Here is an 18041-nt window from a genome sequence, read left to right as displayed (position 1 = left end):
ACTGACGCCATGAAATATATCTCCACCCGCGGCCAAGCGCCTGAACTCACCTTCGAAGAAGCGATGCTAACGGGGCTTGCCCGTGACGGCGGGCTCTATGTCCCGGCAGAGATCCCAACGCTCTCGACTGAGGAGATCGCGGGTTTTGCAGGGCTTCCTTATGAGGAGGTCGCCTTTCGCGTGATGTGGCCCTATGTGTCCGGCTCTTTCACCGAAGAAGAGTTCAAGGGCATCATCGCCCGTGCCTATGCAGGGTTTGAGCATGCCGCCCGCGCGCCGCTGAAACAGATGGCCCCGAACCACTTCCTGCTGGAGCTGTTCCACGGCCCGACGCTGGCTTTCAAGGATTTCGCCATGCAGCTCATTGGTCAGCTGTTTCAGGTCGCGCTCAAACGCCGGGGCGACAGCGTGACCATCGTCGGCGCGACCTCTGGCGATACAGGCTCGGCGGCGATCGAGGCGTTTCGGGGTCTGGATGCGGTCAACGTCTTTATCATGTACCCGCATGGCCGGGTGTCGGAAGTGCAGCGCCGCCAGATGACCACGCCGGATGACGCCAATGTCCACGCACTCGCCGTGGATGGCGATTTCGACGATTGTCAGGCTGCGGTCAAAGACATGTTCAACGATTTCGATTTCCGCGATTCGGTGCATCTGGCGGGGGTGAACTCGATCAACTTTGCCCGCGTGCTGGCGCAGGTGGTCTACTACTTCACCGCCGCTGTGGCGCTTGGTGCGCCGCATCGCAAGGTGTCCTTCACCGTGCCCACCGGCAACTTCGGTGACATTTTTGCAGGCTTCATTGCGCGTCAAATGGGCCTGCCGATCGAACAGCTCGTGGTGGCCACCAATCAGAACGACATCCTGCACCGCTGCCTCTCGGGCGAGGGGTATTTCAAAGGCGAAACCATCCCGTCGATTTCGCCCTCGATGGATATTCAGGTGTCTTCGAACTTTGAGCGGGCCTTGTTTTACGCCTACGATCAGGACGGCGCGGCCGTGGCGCAGCTGATGGACGAGCTGAAAACCGGTGGTGGCTTCAACGTGAGCCAAGGCGCAATGCAGGCGCTGAGTGAGATCTATACCTCCGGCCGCGCCTCCGAGGAGGAGACTTCCGCGACCATCAAATCGGAACTGGCCGCGTCGGGCGAGCTGTTGTGCCCTCATGGTGCGGTGGGTGTGAAGGTCGCCAATGAGCACCTTCAGGACGGTGTGCCCATGGTCACGCTCGCCACCGCGCACCCGGCGAAATTCCCGGCAGCGGTTGAAGATGCCTCTGGCGTGCATCCGCCTCTTCCCCCCCGCATGGCAGATCTGTATGAAAGGTCGGAACGGGTGACCCGGATCGCCAATGATCTTGGCACCATCGAAGATCACATCAGAAAGCACATCGCCAATTGACCGTTAAACAAGACACCCTGCCAAACGGGTTTCGTATCGTCACTGAGTATATGCCGGGGCTGCAATCCGCAGCCCTTGGTATCTGGGTTTCGGCAGGGGGCCGCCACGAGCGGCTCGAACAGAATGGGGTGGCCCATTTCCTTGAACACATGGCGTTCAAGGGCACGAAGCGGCGCACCGCACTGCAGATTGCCGAGGCCATTGAGGACGTGGGCGGCTATATCAACGCCTATACCAGTCGTGAGGTCACGGCCTATTACGCGCGCGTGCTGAAGGACGATGTGGACCTCGCGCTCGACGTGATTGGGGATATCGTTTTGAACTCGGTCTTTGATGAGCGCGAGATCGAGGTTGAGCGCGGCGTGATTCTGCAAGAGATCGGTCAGGCGCTGGACACGCCGGACGACATTATCTTCGACTGGTTACAAGAAGAAAGCTACCGCGATCAGGCCATTGGCCGCTCGATCCTCGGCCCCGCCGAACGGGTGCGCAGCTTTACCAAGGAAGACCTGCGCCGTTTTGTGGCCGAACACTACGGCCCCGGCCAGATGATCCTGTCGGCAGCCGGTGCGGTTGACCACGACCGGCTGGTCAAGGCCGCGACAGAGATGTTTGGCGATCTGGAACCCAAACAGCAGGACGTTGTGGAGACCGCCAGCTTTGTCGGCGGTGAGGCCCGGCGCGACAAGGCGCTGGAGCAAGCTCATGTGGCGCTGGCCTTTGAAAGCCCCAGCTACCGCGCTGACGATATCTATATCGCGCAGATTTATGCGGCGGCCCTTGGTGGCGGCATGTCCTCGCGGCTGTTTCAGGAAGTGCGCGAAAAACGGGGCCTGTGCTACACAATCTTCTCTCAGGCGGGCGCTTATGAGGACACGGGCATGATGACCGTTTACGCGGGCACCTCCGGCGAACAAGTGGCCGATCTGGTGGGTATCACCGTGGACGAACTCAAACGCTCCGCTGATGATATGTCGGATGCCGAGGTTGAGCGCGCACGTGCGCAAATGAAGGCGGGCATGCTGATGGGACTGGAAAGCCCTTCGAACCGTGCCGAACGTCTGGCACGACTGGTGCAGATTTGGGACCGCGTGCCCAGCCTTGAGGCCACAGTCGAGAAAATCGATGCGGTGACCACTGCGGACGTACGCGCCATGGCGGCACAGATCGCACGCGAAGCGCCTGCGGCCCTTGCTCTTTATGGTCCGGTCGCAGATGCGCCGAGCCTTGAGGAGATCGCCCGGAGGCGCGCTGCCTGATGCTTCTGGCCCGTCGGACGGTGAAACTGGAGACGGAGCGTCTGACGCTCCGCCCGCCGGTGCACGCGGATTTCCGGTACTGGGCCTTTCTGCGTCAGCAGAGCAAAGATCATCTGGTTCCGTGGGAACCGGCTTGGTCGCCCGATCACCTCAGCCGCAAATCCTTTACCAACCGGGTCTACTGGGCCAAGCGGTCCATTGCACAGGGGTCGGCCCTGCCGCTGTTCCTGATCCGGCGCGAGGACGATCATCTGGTCGGGGCCATCACGCTGGATAATATCCGGCGCGGTCCGGCCATGGCAGGCACCATCGGGTATTGGACTGGCGCGCAATTTTCCCGCCGGGGGTACATGCGCGAAGCCATCGGCGCGGTGGTACACCATGCTTTCACCCGTCTTGATCTAAGCCGTATTGAGGCCGCTTGCTTGCCGGAGAACGCCGCCTCTCGTGGGCTCTTGGAACGCTCCGGCTTTAAATACGAGGGCGTGGCGCAGTCCTATCTGCAGATCAATGGCCGCTGGCGCACCCATGTGCTTTATGCCGCACTGCGCAATGATCGCCGGGGCAAGACGATGGTGGGACAGGCCTGACCGGCCGTTGCGAAGACGACAGAAGACCGGAGCAACTGGTCTTGCCTTTATGGCGTGGATTTCGGATGCATTGCTTATGACATTGAAATCCGCTGATCCCGCTTTCCTTGATGCTCTTTCTGCCCGTTTGCCTGCGGATACGCTGCGCAGACCTGATGCGCGTTATCTCGAAGAACCTCGTGGGCGCTACAGCGGGCAGGCTGCAGCCGTTGCCCTGCCGCGCAACACGCAAGAGGTCGCAGAGATCATCCAAGCCGCCCATCAGGCGTGTGTTGGCGTGGTACCCTACGGTGGCGGGACTGGTCTTGTGGGCGGGCAAGTGGTGCCGGAAGGCACTACACCGATCCTTCTGTCACTCGAACGGATGCGCAAAATTCGTGCGGTGTATCCGCAGGAAAACGTGCTGATTGCAGAGGCTGGGGCGGTACTCGCGGAGGTGCAGGCAGCTGCCACGGGTGCCGGGCGTCTGTTTCCGCTTTCGCTTGCTGCAGAAGGCACCGCCCAGATTGGCGGCAATCTTTCAACCAATGCGGGCGGCGTGAATGTGCTGCGGTATGGCAATACGCGTGATCTTTGCCTTGGGTTGGAGGCCGTGCTGCCGACAGGAGAGATTTGGCATGGTCTGTCGCGGCTCAGAAAAGACAACACCGGTTACGATCTGAAAAACCTGTTGATTGGCGCGGAGGGCACCTTGGGTGTGATCACGGCCGCTGCGCTGAAACTCTCTCCCATTCCCGCCAATGCTGGCACCGCGATTTTCACCGTGCGCGACCCTGCTGCTGCAGTGGAGTTGCTGGCAATGGTGCGCGACGCAGTGGGCGAGGGGGTGAGCGCGTTTGAGCTAATCCACCGCCAGGGTTTGGACTTTCTGGCCGAGAAGCTCCCTGAACTGCGTCAACCCTTTGATCCCCGCCCCGAGTGGTGCGTTTTGATTGAGCTGGGTCTTGGTAAGGGACAAGATGCCGAAGACGCACTCGCTGACCTCTTTGGGTACGCGATGGAGGCGGAGCTTGCAGAGGATGGTGTTATCGCACAATCCGAAGCTCAACGTCAGTCGCTCTGGGCCGTGCGGGAACATATTCCCGAAGCAAACCGCCTGATCGGGTCTGTGTCGAGCCATGACATCTCGGTGCCGATTTCGCGGATACCAGAGTTCATTCCCGCCGGCTGGAAAGCCATCTCTGACCTGGACTCTTCTCTTAGAATCAATTGCTTTGGTCATTTGGGAGACGGTAACTTGCATTACAACGTTTTTCCCGGTGCCGGGCGGTCACGTGCGGAATACGAGGCATCGCGCGGGGAGGTCAAACGTATCATCCACGATCTGGTCTATGATTACGGCGGGTCCATGAGTGCAGAACATGGGATCGGGCGTATGAAGGTCGGTGATCTTGAACGCTATGGTGACCCCGTGAAGCTCGCGGCGATGCGGGCCATCAAACAGGCGCTTGATCCACATGGCATCATGAATCCCGGCGCTGTGATGCGATAGCGCCCAGGCTTACGATTATCACGGATACGTGATGGCCCCTGCATTGCAGCCTTGCCCACTGAAGACCCAGATAGAGAACGCAGTATTTAGTTAGTTCAATGTGTTGAGGCCTAAAATGTCCCTATTGCAAGCCGCGAGTGTTTTGGTGCTCGCATTTTACATCTTGTCCCTCTTGGCAGGGTCAAGACTGGCCTCAAAGGCTGCGGGACGTTCTGTATGGCTCTTTGGGGCGGCACAAGGGCGGGATCGCATCGCTGCCTTGGGATTTCGCGCCAGTTTTGCCTTGGCGCTGTTGGGGCCTGTGATCTGGGCCTTGATGCCAGATCTTTCTGCACTCAGCCTCGGCGGGTGGAGCGGATATCCTTGGTTGACCTTCATCGGGCATATGTTGGCCATTTGTGGTGCCGGGTTTGCGTTTGCCGCACAGATGGCGATGGGCGCATCGTGGCGTGTTGGTGTCTCCAACGATGCCGTTGGAGAGTTGGTGAGCGCCGGTTTGTTCACCCTGTCGCGCAACCCAACTTTTGTAGGTCAGGCGGCGCTTTTGATTGGCGTGGCATTGGCGGTGCCGACACTGGCAGGCGTGTTCGGTGTAGTGCTGTTCATCGCCTCAGCGCAGATGCAGATCCGCAGTGAAGAGGCGGCATTGCTCAAGGCCCATGGAGATGCCTTCACACGATACACAGCGAATGTGCCGCGCTGGCTGCGCTTGCCCTGAAGAGGCCAAAAGCAGAGGAGCCCGAAGGCTCCTCTCGATCCGTGAGTGGTGTTGTGTGGCCAGAAGGCATTAGCTGCCCGGCATGATGACCTTGTCGATCACGTGGATGATGCCGTTTTCGGCTTCAATATCAGCCTGAATCACCTTTGCCTCATCCACCATGGCACCGCCATCGATGTCGACAGTGATCTCAGCGCCCTGAACGGTGGCGGCTTTCATGCCGTCCGTCAGATCCGAGGACATCACTTTGCCCGGTACCACATGGTAGGTGAGGATGGAAATGAGCTGCTCCTTGTTTTCAGGTTTCAGCAGTTCCTCGACGGTGCCCTCCGGCAGGGCTTCAAAGGCGGCGTCGGTCGGGGCAAACACGGTGAACGGGCCATCGCCTTTCAGTGTATCCACCAGATCGGCAGCGGAAACAGCAGCAACCAATGTGTCGAAATTGTCATTGCCCGATGCGATATCAACGATGTCTTTGGAATGGCCGTCGGCGAAGGCAGCGGTGGCGACGGCAAAGCTGGCGACGGTACCGAGTGCAAACTTGCGGAACATGGGGTAACTCCTCTTGTCTCTATCACGTTGGACGCCGCGACCGCGGCATCTGTGTAGGACAACGAAACAGCGCCGTTTCTGGATCTGGCGGATCTTTGCCAGTGTTGGTTTGACACAAAGAAAAAGCCCCCTAAGCCGGGAGCTTTTTGGAAATCCAGTCACGCTTGCGTGTGAATCTGTGATCCTGCGTGAGCAATCTGGGCGAGATTTTCGCCTTACAGACCCTCAAATTCACAAAGCACATGCACGTCCATCCCGAGGCTTTCGAGATGTTTGCGACCGCCAAGTTCCGGCAGGTCGATAATGAACGAGCAGGAGATGATCTCGCCGCCGAGTTTCTCGATCAGCTTGATCCCAGCACCTGCCGTACCACCGGTGGCAAGCAGGTCATCCACCACGAGGATTTTCTCGCCGGGCTGGATGGCGTCCTTGTGCAGCTCTACGATCGCCTCGCCGTATTCCAGTTTGTATTCCTGAGAAATGGTTGCGCCGGGTAGTTTGCCTTTCTTACGCACGGGCACAAAACCGGTGCCCAGCTGATGCGCGATGGCGCCGCCCAGAATAAAGCCGCGCGCCTCAAGCCCTACGACCTTGTCGATACGCTGCCCCGCATAGGGGTGCAGCATCTGATCCACGGCCATGCGAAATCCACGCGGGTCGGCAAACAGCGTGGTCACATCGCGGAACATGATCCCCTCATGAGGGAAATCGACGATGGTGCGGATGTAGTCTTTGACGGTCTTGGAGGTGCTCATGGGGGTGGGGTCCCTGATCTGGCTTCGCAATCTCGGACAAGGCGGAGACATCAGCCCCGACCGAACCATGGCGGTGTGGCTGATGCCGGGCGTTCATGCAAGCTTCATCTGCATAAAACGATCCTCAGAGAACCCGTCCCGCCACCGCGTCCAGTTTAGCAAGAAGTGCTGGGTCGCGTTTTTCCTTGGCCGTCATTATCGCATATTCCAGCGCGCGGTCGCAGCCATGGGGGCAGGGCGCGCGCGTGGTGCCAAGGCGGGCGGGCAGGCCTTTTATCAGGGTACGTCCCTTTTCGGAATTGCCTTTGAGCGTGGCGATAACGGCCGTTACATCGACCTCGCCATGATCCGGGTGCCAGCTGTCGTAGTCGGTAACCATCGCAACAGATGCGTAACACAGCTCCGCCTCGCGGGCGAGTTTCGCCTCTGGCATATTGGTCATCCCAATCACATCCGCGCCCCATTGTTCGCGGTACATCTTGGATTCCGCCAGCGTCGAGAACTGCGGTCCTTCCATCGCCAGATATGTGCCGCCACGGTGCACATTGATGTGTGCGGCGCGGGCTGCGTCCTCAACGGCGTCGCTCAGGCGTGGGCATGTGGGATGTGCAAGCGCGACATGGGCCACGCAGCCAGACGAGAAAAAGCTCTTCTCGCGTGCAAAGGTCCGGTCGATGAACTGGTCGACGATGACAAAATCGCCGGGAGCCATTTCCTCGCGAAAGGACCCACAGGCAGAAACAGAGATCACATCTGTTGCGCCCAGACGTTTCAGCGCATCAATATTGGCGCGATAAGGCACATCGGTTGGGGCGTGAACATGGCCGCGACCGTGCCGGGGTAAAAATGCCATCTTCACGCCATCCAAGCGCCCGGTCAGGATCTGATCCGAAGGTGCTCCCCAAGGGGTCTCAACGGTTGTCCAGGTGGCGTCGTCCAGCCCGTCGATATCATAGATGCCTGAGCCGCCGATCACAGCAATCATGGTTTCTGTCATTTGGATCTCTCCTGCGGTGTTTGTGCAGTCCTATGGCTGAGAGCTATGTGATCTGGCAAGGTTTTGTGCTCATGCAGGCAGTCTTTTTCGCATGCGGCGTGCCCAGTTCAATGTGAACCGAGGTGAGGTCGTAACGGTCCCGCCGAACGATCATATCTTTCCCACCTGCGCGCGCGGGGGTAGGGTCTGGCCATGACAGCTTCTCCTCGATTCATTCACCTGCGTACCCACACCGAATACTCTCTGCTGGAGGGGGCCGTTCGGCTGAAGAAACTGCCGGATCTGTGCTCATCCAATCAGATGCCCGCAATCGCGGTCACCGATACCAATTCGATGTTTGCAGCACTGGAATTTTCCGTGACGCTCTCGGGGGCAGGGATCCAGCCCATCATCGGCTGTCAGGTCGATCTGACCTTTGAAAAGAGCGATCCCGGTGAAAAGCCGAAATTTCCCGCACCAGTGGTTCTGTTGGCGCAGAATGAGGCGGGCTATGAGCATTTGATGCGGTTGTCCTCGTGCCTCTATGTGAACAACGGCGGGCAGTTGCCACAGGTCTCGCTTGAGGAGCTTGAGGCCAATTCCGCTGGTTTAATATGCCTCACAGGTGGGCCGGAGGGGCCGATTGGCAAACTGCTGCAGCAGGGACAACGCCCCGCCGCTGAGGCATTGATGCAGCGCCTGAAAGAGATGTTCCCGGACCGCCTTTATGTAGAGCTGCAGCGCCATCCGGGCGAGGACGGCCAGCCTGAGGCGGAAACGCTGACCGAGCGGGGCCATGTGGAGATGGCCTACGCGATGGATCTGCCCTTGGTGGCGACCAATGACGTCTATTTTCCCAAAACAGAGATGTACGAGGCGCATGATGCGCTGATCTGTATTGCCGAAGGGGCCTATGTCGATCAGGCGGAACCACGTCGCCGCCTGACCGCACAACATTATTTCAAAAGCCAAGAGGAGATGATCGCGCTCTTTGCCGATCTTCCGGAAGCGATTGAAAATACGGTGGAAATCGCGCAACGCTGCGCTTTTATGGCCTATCGCCGTGATCCGATTTTGCCGAAGTTTGCCGATGACGAGGTGGATGAATTGAGGCGCCAGGCCAATGAGGGCCTGCAGCAGCGCCTCGCGGTGATCCCTCATGCGGTGCCAGTTGAGAAATATCAGGAGCGGCTGGATTTTGAGCTGGGTATCATTGAGAGCATGGGATTCCCTGGCTATTTCCTGATCGTTGCAGACTTTATCAAATGGGGCAAGGAACAGGGTATCCCGGTGGGGCCGGGGCGAGGCTCTGGTGCGGGTTCGCTGGTGGCGTATGCGCTGACCATTACCGACCTTGATCCGCTGCGCTACAGCCTGCTGTTTGAACGCTTCTTGAACCCGGAACGGGTGTCCATGCCCGACTTCGACATCGACTTCTGTATGGATCGTCGCGAGGAAGTGATCAAATACGTGCAGCAGAAGTACGGTCGCGACAAGGTGGGGCAGATCATCACCTTCGGTGCGCTCTTGTCCAAGGCTGCGGTGCGCGACATTGGCCGGGTACTGCAGATGCCCTTTGGTCAGGTGGATCGCCTCTCAAAGATGATCCCGGTCGAAGGTGTCAAACCCGTCTCCATTGAAAAAGCCCTGCAGGATGAGCCACGGCTGGCGGAAGAGGCGCGCAATGAACCGGTAGTGGACCGGCTGCTGACCTATGGCCAGCAAGTGGAGGGGCTGCTGCGCAATGCCTCCACCCACGCAGCAGGGGTTGTGATCGGCGACCGGCCTCTGGATGCGCTGGTGCCGCTCTATCAGGATCCGCGTTCCGACATGCCTGCGACCCAGTTCAATATGAAGTGGGTGGAACAGGCTGGACTGGTGAAGTTCGACTTCCTTGGCCTCAAGACCCTGACCGTGATTGAAAACGCGATGAAGCTGATTTTCAAATCGGGACGGGATCTGCATATCGGGGCCGACGGGACCGAGCTTTATGAACCCGCAGAGGGGGCGGAAAACCAGATCAACCTGATCCCGCTGGATGACGAGGTGACCTATAACCTCTATTCGCGCGCCAAGACGGTGGCGGTGTTTCAGGTGGAATCCACCGGCATGATGGATGCGCTGAAGCGCATGAAACCCACCTGTATCGAGGACATCGTGGCGCTTGTGGCGCTTTATCGTCCCGGCCCGATGGAGAATATTCCAGTCTATTGCGAGGTCAAAAATGGTCTGCGCAAGATCACTTCGGTGCATCCGCTGATCGACCATATCCTTGAGGAAACTCAAGGTATTATCGTTTATCAGGAACAGGTGATGCAGATCGCGCAGGTCATGGCGGGCTATAGCCTTGGCGGTGCGGACCTGTTGCGTCGTGCGATGGGTAAAAAGATCAAAGAGGCGATGGACGCCGAGCGCCCGAAATTTGAGAAAGGCGCGGCGGAAAACGGCGTCGATAAGAAAAAGGCCTCGGAGGTTTTCGACCTTCTGGAGAAATTCGCCAACTACGGCTTTAACAAATCCCACGCGGCAGCTTATGCGGTGGTGTCCTATCAAACCGCGTGGCTGAAAGCGAACCACCCGGTGGAGTTCATGGCGGGCGTCATGAACTGCGATATTCACCTCACGGAAAAGCTCGCGATCTACTTTGAGGAAGTGAAGAAAGGGCTTCAGCTTCCGTATGCAGCGCCAGACATCAACCGCTCTCTTGCGACTTTTGATGTCGTCGACGGTGAGCTGATTTACGCGCTGGGCGCGCTCAAAAATGTGGGCGTCGATGCCATGAACCTGATCGTAACCGCCCGAGGCGATCAGCCGTTTGTGACGCTTTATGATTTTGCCCGTCGGGTGGATCTGAAACGTGTGGGTAAGCGCCCGCTAGAGATGCTCGCACGGGCCGGGGCGTTTGACGTGCTGGATAGCAATCGCCGCCGAGTGTTTGAGAGCCTCGAGGGGCTGGTGCAATATTCTGCCGCCATTCAGGAGCAGAAGAATTCCAACCAAGTCTCGTTGTTTGGCGAGGCGGGCGATGACTTGCCGGAGCCGCGTATGGCGGGAGTCCCCGATTGGCTGCCAGCCGAACGTCTGAGCGAGGAGTTCAAGGCTGTTGGTTTTTATCTGACCGGGCACCCGCTGGATGACTACATGCCTGCGCTCAAACGCAAGGACGTGATGACGCTGGACGAGGTGATGGCGAAAGCGGAGCGCGGCCCCTTCATGGCGAAGATGGCGGGCGTTGTGGCGGGGCGGCAGGAGCGTAAATCCGCACGCGGCAATCGCTTTGCCTTCGCACAGCTATCCGACACCACGGGCGCTTATGAGGTGACGATTTTCTCTGATGTGCTGGAGAAAAGCCGCGATCATCTGGAAACCGGATCGAAAGTGGTGATCACGGCCGAGGCCACTATGGAAAGCGACCAGCTAAAGCTGTTGATGCGCTCGGCAGGGCCAGTGGACTCTGCGATTGCCGATGCGGGTCGGTCCAGTCTGCGAGTCTACCTGGAGAGTGCCTCGGCGGTGGCGACGGTGGCGACGGTGCTGGAGGATGCGAAGAAGGCCGCAAAGAATGCCAGCCCTGGTGAGATCTACGTCTATTTGCAGGACCCGAACCTGCCGGGAGATGTGGAAATGGATCTTGGCCAGCTGTTCCCGATCAATCCGCAAATCAAAGGCGCGCTCAAAAGCCTTGAGGGTGTGATGGACGTGGAGGAGATCTGAGGCCGCTGCTCTGCGCAGGCCAAGCTCCGCGTTTAATTGTGAGTGACCTGCCTCTGTTGCGATTATTGGGACAGTCATGGGGAATGCACGGAATTGTCGCAACTGGCGTCGGGGAGTCCGTCCCGCGGGAATCGTTAAGACAGCAAGTATGCGCGTCTTTGGCGCTAAAGTGCGGTGACGCATTCTCATCACCGTAGGGCGTATGAGCCCCCAGCTCTTTGCGCGTCCAAGGTCTGATCGCGCGGGCTGCTCTGATGGAAAACACAGCGTTAGAAATCAATGAGGGCGCGAGGTTCAGATAAACCTCAGCGCCCTCATCGCATCACTCTGAATCAGCCTTAAAGGCCGAGTTTGTTCTTCGCGGCGTTCACGTCGGACTGGAACACATAGCCACGCTTGAAACTGCTGTTGGAGGAGGTCACAGGCCACCATTCAGAGTCGCCGGGCCAGCTGCGGTACATCACACCCCAACCATTCACAACGTGTTGAATGCAAAGGGGTTCTGAGGAAGAACTACCTGCGCCACTGCCGTCTGGATAGAACCATGTGAGGTCCTGACAAAGGGTGCCATCGGCAGAGACACTCCATGTGCCCGCAGCCATATTTTCAGACTGCTCAGAGCACCAGGCACGCGCCTGATTGTTCGGGGAGAAATAGATCCCGCCCTGACAGTCTTGTCCCCAAATGTCGGTTTTGCCTGAGTAGGTTGCGATCACTTTGCCAGCAGGTGCGGGGCGCGCATTTCTGGGCTTCGGATCAGCTGCAGCGGCCACAGGCAGGCTCGCTACGAGCGAAATGGACAGTAGAGTTTTGATCGTCGGGACCATGGGTCATGTCTCCTTGCGCGTCAAAATGAGCAGACGGTTCAATTTATATAAAATCTTGTCCAAACTTTGAGCCGCAAGGCAAGAGCTATCGCAGACGCGAAAGGGGCAGCTGGGATCATGCGCCAGAGCCGCCGCGAACCCTTTGGCACTTAGTAGTGGGGCGGGCGCTCGTCGCCAAAAATCGCGCCACCGCTGCCTTCGGCCTCCCGCTGGGCCTCGCGCTCCATCAGCATCTGCACGCGCCGCTTCAGGAGGTCGATGTCCGACTGTTGGCTGGTCACGATCTCGTTCAGTTCATCGACGGTGCGGGTCAGATAGGCGATCTGTTCTTCGAGATGTTGCATGGGGCAGGCCTCCTGTGTTGCGGACTGATGTAACGCGGGCGCGGGCAGGCGTCCATGGGGCGTGCGCAGGGCGTCGCACCTTGCTCACTGAGGCCCCTTGGGCTAGACGCAAGCGCGAGAAACCACCCGCAAGGAGGCCACGATGGCCAAAGCCAAGAAACAGCCCCGTCCCAAGGCAATTACGCCCAAAGGATTCCGTGACTATTTCGGCGAAGAGGTGACCCAGCGCACGCATATGCTGGCCACCATTGCGGAGGTTTACCATCATTACGGCTTCGAGGCGCTTGAATCTTCTGCCGTGGAAACGGTCGAGGCGCTGGGCAAGTTTCTGCCCGACGTGGATCGTCCGAACGCAGGTGTCTTTGCCTGGCAAGAGGCCGACGAGAACGACCCCGAGGGCAAGCCGGGCGACTGGATGGCGCTGCGCTATGACCTGACCGCCCCCTTGGCGCGTGTTTATGCGCAGCACCGCAACGATCTGCCCAACCCCTATCGCCGTTTTGCGATGGGGCCTGTGTGGCGCAACGAGAAACCCGGCCCCGGCCGTTATCGCCAGTTCTATCAATGCGATGCGGATACGGTTGGCACGGCCTCCATGGCGGCGGATGCAGAGATCTGCATGATGCTGTCGGATACGCTTGAAAAGGTTGGCATCCCGCGTGGCGACTATCTGGTGCGCGTCAACAACCGCAAGGTCCTGAACGGCGTGCTGGAGGCGATGGGCCTTGCCGAGGAGGATCCCAAGCGCGACGACGTCCTGCGCACCATCGACAAGTTCGACAAGGTGGGCGAGAGCGGTGTGCGCGAGCTTCTGGGCAAGGGACGGCTTGATGCCTCTGGCGCCTATATCGACGGCGTGGGGCTGGGGGACCAGCAGGCAGAGCCGGTGCTGGCGTTCCTGACGTCCAAGGGCGACACCGTGGCAGAGACCATGACCAACCTGCGCGCCGCCGTGGGTGACAGCAAGGTCGGCCAGGAGGGTGTTGCCGAGCTGGAACTTATGGGCGCGCTCTTTGCCGCTGCGGGCTATGGCGACGACCGCATCCTGATCGACCCGTCGATCGTACGCGGGCTTGGCTATTACACCGGACCGGTGTTCGAGGCCGAGCTGACCTTTGAAATCTTTGATGAAAAGGGCCGCAAGCGCCAATTCGGCTCGGTTGCGGGCGGCGGGCGCTACGACGGTCTGGTGAAACGCTTCACTGGCCAAGAGGTGCCTGCGGTGGGCCTGTCCATCGGGGTTGATCGCCTGCTGGCGGCGTTGCGCGAAAAGGGCCGCCTGGCCGCGACCCCCACCGGCCCGGTGGTGGTGACGGTGATGGACCGCGACCGCATGGCCGACTATCAGGCCATGGTCGCGGAACTGCGCCAGGCGGGCATCCGCGCCGAGGTCTACCTTGGCAACCCCAAGAACTTTGGCAACCAGTTGAAATACGCGGACAAACGCCATTCGCCCGTGGCTGTGATCGAAGGTGGCGATGAAAAGGAACGCGGTGTGATCCAGATCAAGGATCTGATCCTCGGTGCCAAGATCGCTGAAAGCGCCACCTTGGAAGAGTGGAAAGAACGCCCGAGCCAGTTCGAAGTGCCCCGCACGGAGCTGGTCGCGAAGGTGCGTGACATCCTCGCCAGCCAAGCCAAAGATCAGGAGGGCTGACCATGCCCAACCGTTCCCAGATCGAAGCCCGCGCGGCGCTGTTGCGTCAGCGCTTTGAAGTGGCGGGCGGCGTTGTCGTCGACCCGCCGCTGTTGCAACCTGCTGATATCCTGCTGGATCTCTATGGCGAGGATATCCGTGCGCGCGCCTACGTGACCTCAGACGCACTGCGGGGCGAGCAGATGCTGCGCCCGGATTTCACCCTGCCAATGGTGCAGATGCATATGAAGGGCGGTGCGGAACCTGCGCGCTATACCTATGCGGGGCAAGTGTTTCGTCGTCAGGAACACGACCCGGATCGCGCCAATGAATTCGTGCAGGTCGGCTATGAGGTCTTTGACCGCACCGACCCGGCGGACGCGGATGCCGAGGTCTTTGCGCTGTTTCAACTGCAATTGCGCGGATTGGAATTGCGTGTGGCGACCGGTGATATTGGTATCCTCTTGGCTGCGGTCGAGGGGCTCAACACCACGGAGGTGCGCAAAGCGGCGCTGCGGCGGCATATCTGGCGTCCGCGCCGGTTCCGCGCGCTCTTGGATCGCTTTGCCGGGCGTACCCCCATGTCCGAGAGCCGCAAGAAACTATTGTCGACCACAGGCCCGCTGACCGGCACCGCACCGGAGATCGGCAAGCGTCGCGCAGCAGAGATTGACGCGCGGGTTGAAACCCTGCGGGCAGATGCGGCGGCACCACCGATTTCAGAACATGAGATGGAAGCGCTGGAGGCCTTGCTGGCAGTGCGCGAAACTGTGCCTTATGCGCTGGAACAGATGCGCGACATTGCGGTCGATCTGCCTGCGATCCTGCCGGCCCTGGATCGGCTGGAGGCCCGCACATCTGCGATGAAGGCGCGCGGGATCGCGATTGATCAGCTCGACTTCGAGGCCTCATATGGCCGCACCTCTATGGAATACTACGACGGCTTTGTGTTTGGCTTTTACGCCGAACGCCGTCCGGACCTGCCCCCCATCGCAACGGGGGGGCGTTATGACGCGCTGACGCGCTATCTGGGGCAGGGGGATGAAATCCCTGCGGTGGGTGGTGTGATCCGCCCCGATCTGATCCTGACGCTTGAAGGGGAGGTTCGGTCATGAGCATCAAACTGGGTGTGCCGTCCAAGGGGCGGCTGATGGAGAAGACCTTCGACTGGTTTGCAAAACGCGGCATCACCCTGTCGCGCACCGGATCTGATCGCGAATACGCAGGTGCGGTCGAGGGTGTCGAGGGGGTGGATCTGGTTCTGCTGTCGGCGGGTGAAATCCCGCGTGAACTGGCGGCGGGCCGCATTCACCTAGGTGTGACCGGCACCGACCTGGTTCATGAAAAACTACCGCGTTGGGAGCAACAGGTGGAGGAGCTAGAGCCGATGGGATTTGGCGAGGCCGACCTGATCCTCGCGGTGCCGCAGTTCTGGATCGACGTGGACACGCTCGAAGATCTCGACGCCGTCGCCGCTGCGTTCCGGCGCACCCATGGCCACAGATTGCGGATCGCGACAAAATATCACCGTCTCATTCGTGAGTTCTTGGCGGATGCAGGTGTTGCGGATTACCAACTGATCGACAGTCAGGGCGCAACCGAAGGCACGGTGAAAAACGAGACTGCCGAAATGGTGGCCGATATTACCTCCACCGGAGAGACCCTGCGCGCCAATCACCTGAAAATCCTGTCGGATGGCCTGGTGCTGCGCAGTCAGGCAACGCTGTGGCGCAGTCGGGTGGCGAAATGCACGTCAGAGGAAAAATCTGCGCTCAAAACGCTACTGGTTAAGATTGATAACTAATGGTTGATGCGAGGCTCTGCCTCGCGCTCCGGGATATTTGGGTTAGAAGAGGAAGGGCCGCGGTGATCGCGGCCTTTTGGTTCTTCTAACTTGAAATATCCTGGGGTGAACTGGCCATCAGGCCAGGAGGGGCAAAGCCCCTATTCTTCTTCGGCGTCAGACCACACCGATTTCTGCCAGTGCCTGAGAGAGTTCCGCAGGCAATGGCTCTTCGCTCTCACGCCCTGTCGGGAGGTCAGATGGAGTATCCTCAGGCTTCAGATAGCGCCATCCCTGGAAGGGGCGTTTCGGTGCCGTATGTGTCCGGTGGATTTCGGGATCAAGGACGATCGCACAACGTCGGATCTCGTCATCGCCGAACACTTCGTCCATTCGTAGAATACGCTGACGGCACTGGATCAACCCTTTGATGACCCAATAGATCGACCCACCTTGCAGGATTTCCGGCTCACGTTTGGGCCACATGCGGGTAACGTGACGGGGCAGCCCATCTTGCCAGCGTTTGGCATAGACCGCTTGCCAGTCCGTCAAACCCTCTACGCTTTCCGTGCCTACAGAGAGCTTAACGAGGTTTATATGTTTATCCACAAGATGTCCCCAGAGTCGCCCATAAGTTCGGCTTGATATTGTAGCCTGAGTGCGGAGAACGACAAGCGCTGGGTGTTGAGACTGGCGCGCTTGTGACATGCGTGCGCTATCGGAGCCGTGAGATGCGAGGTTGCAATCCGCGCTCTTTGGCGCTGGTTTGTACCGATGAGCAATCTCCCCCGATGCTATTGATCAGCGCGGGGGAGATTGAAGTGATCAGGTTTCTTCGTCTTCAGACGCGACATCGGCGAGTTCGTCGAGGGACACGTTGTCCTCTTCATCGTCGTCGTCCAGCACGTCATCGCCGAGATCCATATCAACGGCATCATCATCATCGTCGAGGACCGCATCGTCAGAATCGTTGTTCTGCTTCGCCTTCAGGCTTGCGGCATCTTCGGCGTCGGCTTCGATCATACGGCTCTTGGTGGTGTCAATTTCGACAGCTTCGCCGGTGTAGGGGCTGATGATCGGGTTCTTGTTCAGGTCGTAGAACCGTTTGCCAGTGGTCGGGCAGACGCGTTTCGTACCCCATTCTTCCTTGGGCATGTGGATTCCCTTATAAAATAGCATGAGTCGGTGAGACGATTCAGGTGCCTTGCCATATGCCGCCTACCCTGTCAAAGCCTTTGCTCGCCTGTGGCGTAGGAGGAGGAACGTGATGCCGGAACTGAGCCTCGCGGGTGAACCGGAAGTACGAGTGACTTTGCGCAGGTCTGCGCAGGCTCGCCGCATGTCTCTGCGGATCTCTTCGCTCGATGGGCGGGTGACCCTGACGCTGCCGAAACGGGTCTCCGAGCGGGAGGGGCGGGCATTTTTGCTGGAAAAGGAAGAATGGATCCGAGGTCATCTGGCGAAACAGCCAGAGCGGATTGATGTAGGCCTTAGGACGACCCTGCCCGTTGAGGGTCGAGAGGTGTCCATCCGTTTAGGTGCAGGACGCCGTGTGATGCGCGAAAACGATATGCTGCTGGTGCCGGAGCCCGCACCTGCGCGGAGGCTGCAGCGATACTTGCGGGAATTGGCACGGGATCGGCTGGCTGCAGCGTCAGATCTTTATGCGGCCCGGCTCGGGTGCAGGTACACGAGCCTTACTCTGCGTGATACGCGGTCTCGCTGGGGATCCTGTTCATCGACCGGGGGCTTGATGTACTCTTGGCGGCTCATTCTCGCCCCGCCCGAAATACTGAACTATGTCGCAGCGCATGAGGTTGCACATCTGCAAGAGATGAACCACTCGCGCGCATTCTGGGCTGTCGTTGAGAAAATACATGGCGATTACCGTGCGCAGCGCCGCTGGTTGCAGGGCGAAGGCAATGCGCTGCACCGTTATCGTTTCGATGAGGATGCCGAGGGGGATTGATCTTCCGATGATTTGTGATCACATG

General features: G+C 59.2%; 17 protein-coding genes. 10 read left to right on the top strand and 7 right to left on the bottom strand.

What is annotated here, in order from left to right; translation table 11 throughout:
- Positions 1-9 precede the first annotated feature (9 nt).
- The 5 genes from thrC (at position 10) to QNI81_RS10670 (ending at position 5460) form a co-directional block, all read left to right on the top strand.
- Positions 10-1401, top strand: a complete 1392-nt coding sequence (gene thrC / locus QNI81_RS10690; protein ID WP_283966490.1) for a threonine synthase — start codon at positions 10-12, stop codon at positions 1399-1401.
- Positions 1398-2660 carry a M16 family metallopeptidase gene (locus QNI81_RS10685; protein ID WP_005619782.1) on the top strand — a complete coding sequence of 421 codons (1263 nt, stop codon included), beginning with the start codon at positions 1398-1400 and terminating at the stop codon, positions 2658-2660. Before thrC ends, QNI81_RS10685 begins: the two co-directional genes overlap by 4 nt.
- Entirely contained in the window at positions 2660-3250 is a 591-nt protein-coding gene (locus QNI81_RS10680; protein ID WP_065320928.1) for a GNAT family N-acetyltransferase, read from the top strand. Before QNI81_RS10685 ends, QNI81_RS10680 begins: the two co-directional genes overlap by 1 nt.
- A gap of 76 nt (positions 3251-3326) precedes the next feature.
- Positions 3327-4742: an FAD-binding oxidoreductase gene (locus QNI81_RS10675; RefSeq protein ID WP_283966489.1), complete on the top strand. Its 1416-nt coding sequence runs from the start codon at positions 3327-3329 to the stop codon at positions 4740-4742.
- 115 nt (positions 4743-4857) lie between these two features.
- Positions 4858-5460: a methyltransferase family protein gene (locus QNI81_RS10670; RefSeq protein ID WP_283966488.1), complete on the top strand. Its 603-nt coding sequence runs from the start codon at positions 4858-4860 to the stop codon at positions 5458-5460.
- A 69-nt stretch (positions 5461-5529) separates the two neighbouring features.
- Here the strand turns inward: QNI81_RS10670 and QNI81_RS10665 are convergent, their stop codons facing one another.
- The 3 genes from QNI81_RS10665 to QNI81_RS10655 all read right to left on the bottom strand — a co-directional run bounded on the left by QNI81_RS10665 (position 5530) and on the right by QNI81_RS10655 (position 7764).
- Complete coding sequence (locus tag QNI81_RS10665) at positions 5530-6012, bottom strand: fasciclin domain-containing protein (RefSeq protein ID WP_009177968.1); 483 nt, start codon at positions 6010-6012, stop codon at positions 5530-5532.
- Between the two features lie 215 nt (positions 6013-6227).
- A complete protein-coding gene (locus QNI81_RS10660) occupies positions 6228-6767 on the bottom strand; it encodes an adenine phosphoribosyltransferase (protein ID WP_283966487.1) in 540 nt (179 codons plus the stop codon).
- 124 nt (positions 6768-6891) lie between these two features.
- Positions 6892-7764: an S-methyl-5'-thioadenosine phosphorylase gene (locus QNI81_RS10655; protein WP_283966486.1), complete on the bottom strand. Its 873-nt coding sequence runs from the start codon at positions 7762-7764 to the stop codon at positions 6892-6894.
- A gap of 192 nt (positions 7765-7956) precedes the next feature.
- Between QNI81_RS10655 and dnaE the strand changes: the two genes are divergently transcribed.
- Positions 7957-11457 (top strand): DNA polymerase III subunit alpha, encoded by a 3501-nt coding sequence (gene dnaE / locus QNI81_RS10650; RefSeq protein ID WP_283966485.1) that lies wholly within the window; start codon positions 7957-7959, stop codon positions 11455-11457.
- A 338-nt stretch (positions 11458-11795) separates the two neighbouring features.
- On the opposite strand, the gene QNI81_RS10645 is transcribed toward dnaE, so the two are convergent.
- Both QNI81_RS10645 and QNI81_RS10640 read right to left on the bottom strand, forming a co-directional pair.
- Positions 11796-12284, bottom strand: a complete 489-nt coding sequence (locus QNI81_RS10645; RefSeq protein ID WP_005619765.1) for a DUF995 domain-containing protein — start codon at positions 12282-12284, stop codon at positions 11796-11798.
- Positions 12285-12433: 149 nt separating this feature from the next.
- Complete coding sequence (locus tag QNI81_RS10640; RefSeq protein ID WP_005619763.1) at positions 12434-12628, bottom strand: SlyX family protein; 195 nt, start codon at positions 12626-12628, stop codon at positions 12434-12436.
- A gap of 142 nt (positions 12629-12770) precedes the next feature.
- On the opposite strand from QNI81_RS10640, the gene hisS reads away from it, so the two are divergent.
- The 3 genes from hisS to hisG are packed head-to-tail and all read left to right on the top strand — an operon-like array spanning position 12771 to position 16068.
- Entirely contained in the window at positions 12771-14285 is a 1515-nt protein-coding gene (hisS, locus tag QNI81_RS10635) for a histidine--tRNA ligase (protein ID WP_283966484.1), read from the top strand.
- Between the two features lie 2 nt (positions 14286-14287).
- The gene (locus QNI81_RS10630) at positions 14288-15379 is read left to right on the top strand and encodes an ATP phosphoribosyltransferase regulatory subunit (RefSeq protein WP_165809858.1); all 1092 of its coding nucleotides are present in this window, start codon (positions 14288-14290) and stop codon (positions 15377-15379) included.
- Positions 15376-16068, top strand: coding sequence for an ATP phosphoribosyltransferase (hisG, locus tag QNI81_RS10625; protein WP_005649804.1), 693 nt, complete (start codon positions 15376-15378; stop codon positions 16066-16068). The genes QNI81_RS10630 and hisG overlap by 4 nt, the downstream gene beginning before the upstream one ends.
- Before the next feature lie 156 nt (positions 16069-16224).
- On the opposite strand, the gene QNI81_RS10620 is transcribed toward hisG, so the two are convergent.
- The gene (locus QNI81_RS10620) at positions 16225-16656 is read right to left on the bottom strand and encodes a DUF1489 family protein (RefSeq protein WP_283966483.1); all 432 of its coding nucleotides are present in this window, start codon (positions 16654-16656) and stop codon (positions 16225-16227) included.
- A gap of 216 nt (positions 16657-16872) precedes the next feature.
- A complete protein-coding gene (locus tag QNI81_RS10615; RefSeq protein ID WP_005649809.1) occupies positions 16873-17202 on the bottom strand; it encodes a TIGR02300 family protein in 330 nt (109 codons plus the stop codon).
- A 112-nt stretch (positions 17203-17314) separates the two neighbouring features.
- Here QNI81_RS10615 and QNI81_RS10610 point away from each other — a divergent pair, with 112 nt between their 5' ends.
- Complete coding sequence (locus QNI81_RS10610; RefSeq protein ID WP_283966482.1) at positions 17315-18016, top strand: M48 family metallopeptidase; 702 nt, start codon at positions 17315-17317, stop codon at positions 18014-18016.
- Positions 18017-18041: the final 25 nt, after the last annotated feature.

Origin of the sequence: Tritonibacter sp. AK171, assembly GCF_030127025.1 — a bacterium.
Taxonomy (GTDB): domain Bacteria; phylum Pseudomonadota; class Alphaproteobacteria; order Rhodobacterales; family Rhodobacteraceae; genus Epibacterium; species Epibacterium mobile.
Note: the sequence above shows the minus strand (reverse complement) of the source record. Positions and strands in the feature narration are given on the sequence as shown.

What these genes read in the sequence shown, in the direction of transcription:
- thrC (WP_283966490.1), top strand. Translation starts at nt 10, where the DNA reads ATGAAATATATCTCCACCCGCGGCCAAGCGCCTGAACTCACCTTCGAA.
- QNI81_RS10680 (WP_065320928.1), top strand. Translation starts at nt 2,660, where the DNA reads ATGCTTCTGGCCCGTCGGACGGTGAAACTGGAGACGGAGCGTCTGACG.
- QNI81_RS10675 (WP_283966489.1), top strand. Translation starts at nt 3,327, where the DNA reads ATGACATTGAAATCCGCTGATCCCGCTTTCCTTGATGCTCTTTCTGCC.
- QNI81_RS10670 (WP_283966488.1), top strand. Translation starts at nt 4,858, where the DNA reads ATGTCCCTATTGCAAGCCGCGAGTGTTTTGGTGCTCGCATTTTACATC.
- QNI81_RS10665 (WP_009177968.1), bottom strand. Translation starts at nt 6,012, where the DNA reads ATGTTCCGCAAGTTTGCACTCGGTACCGTCGCCAGCTTTGCCGTCGCC.
- QNI81_RS10660 (WP_283966487.1), bottom strand. Translation starts at nt 6,767, where the DNA reads ATGAGCACCTCCAAGACCGTCAAAGACTACATCCGCACCATCGTCGAT.
- QNI81_RS10655 (WP_283966486.1), bottom strand. Translation starts at nt 7,764, where the DNA reads ATGACAGAAACCATGATTGCTGTGATCGGCGGCTCAGGCATCTATGAT.
- dnaE (WP_283966485.1), top strand. Translation starts at nt 7,957, where the DNA reads ATGACAGCTTCTCCTCGATTCATTCACCTGCGTACCCACACCGAATAC.
- QNI81_RS10645 (WP_005619765.1), bottom strand. Translation starts at nt 12,284, where the DNA reads ATGGTCCCGACGATCAAAACTCTACTGTCCATTTCGCTCGTAGCGAGC.
- QNI81_RS10640 (WP_005619763.1), bottom strand. Translation starts at nt 12,628, where the DNA reads ATGCAACATCTCGAAGAACAGATCGCCTATCTGACCCGCACCGTCGAT.
- hisS (WP_283966484.1), top strand. Translation starts at nt 12,771, where the DNA reads ATGGCCAAAGCCAAGAAACAGCCCCGTCCCAAGGCAATTACGCCCAAA.
- QNI81_RS10630 (WP_165809858.1), top strand. Translation starts at nt 14,288, where the DNA reads ATGCCCAACCGTTCCCAGATCGAAGCCCGCGCGGCGCTGTTGCGTCAG.
- hisG (WP_005649804.1), top strand. Translation starts at nt 15,376, where the DNA reads ATGAGCATCAAACTGGGTGTGCCGTCCAAGGGGCGGCTGATGGAGAAG.
- QNI81_RS10615 (WP_005649809.1), bottom strand. Translation starts at nt 17,202, where the DNA reads ATGCCCAAGGAAGAATGGGGTACGAAACGCGTCTGCCCGACCACTGGC.
- QNI81_RS10610 (WP_283966482.1), top strand. Translation starts at nt 17,315, where the DNA reads ATGCCGGAACTGAGCCTCGCGGGTGAACCGGAAGTACGAGTGACTTTG.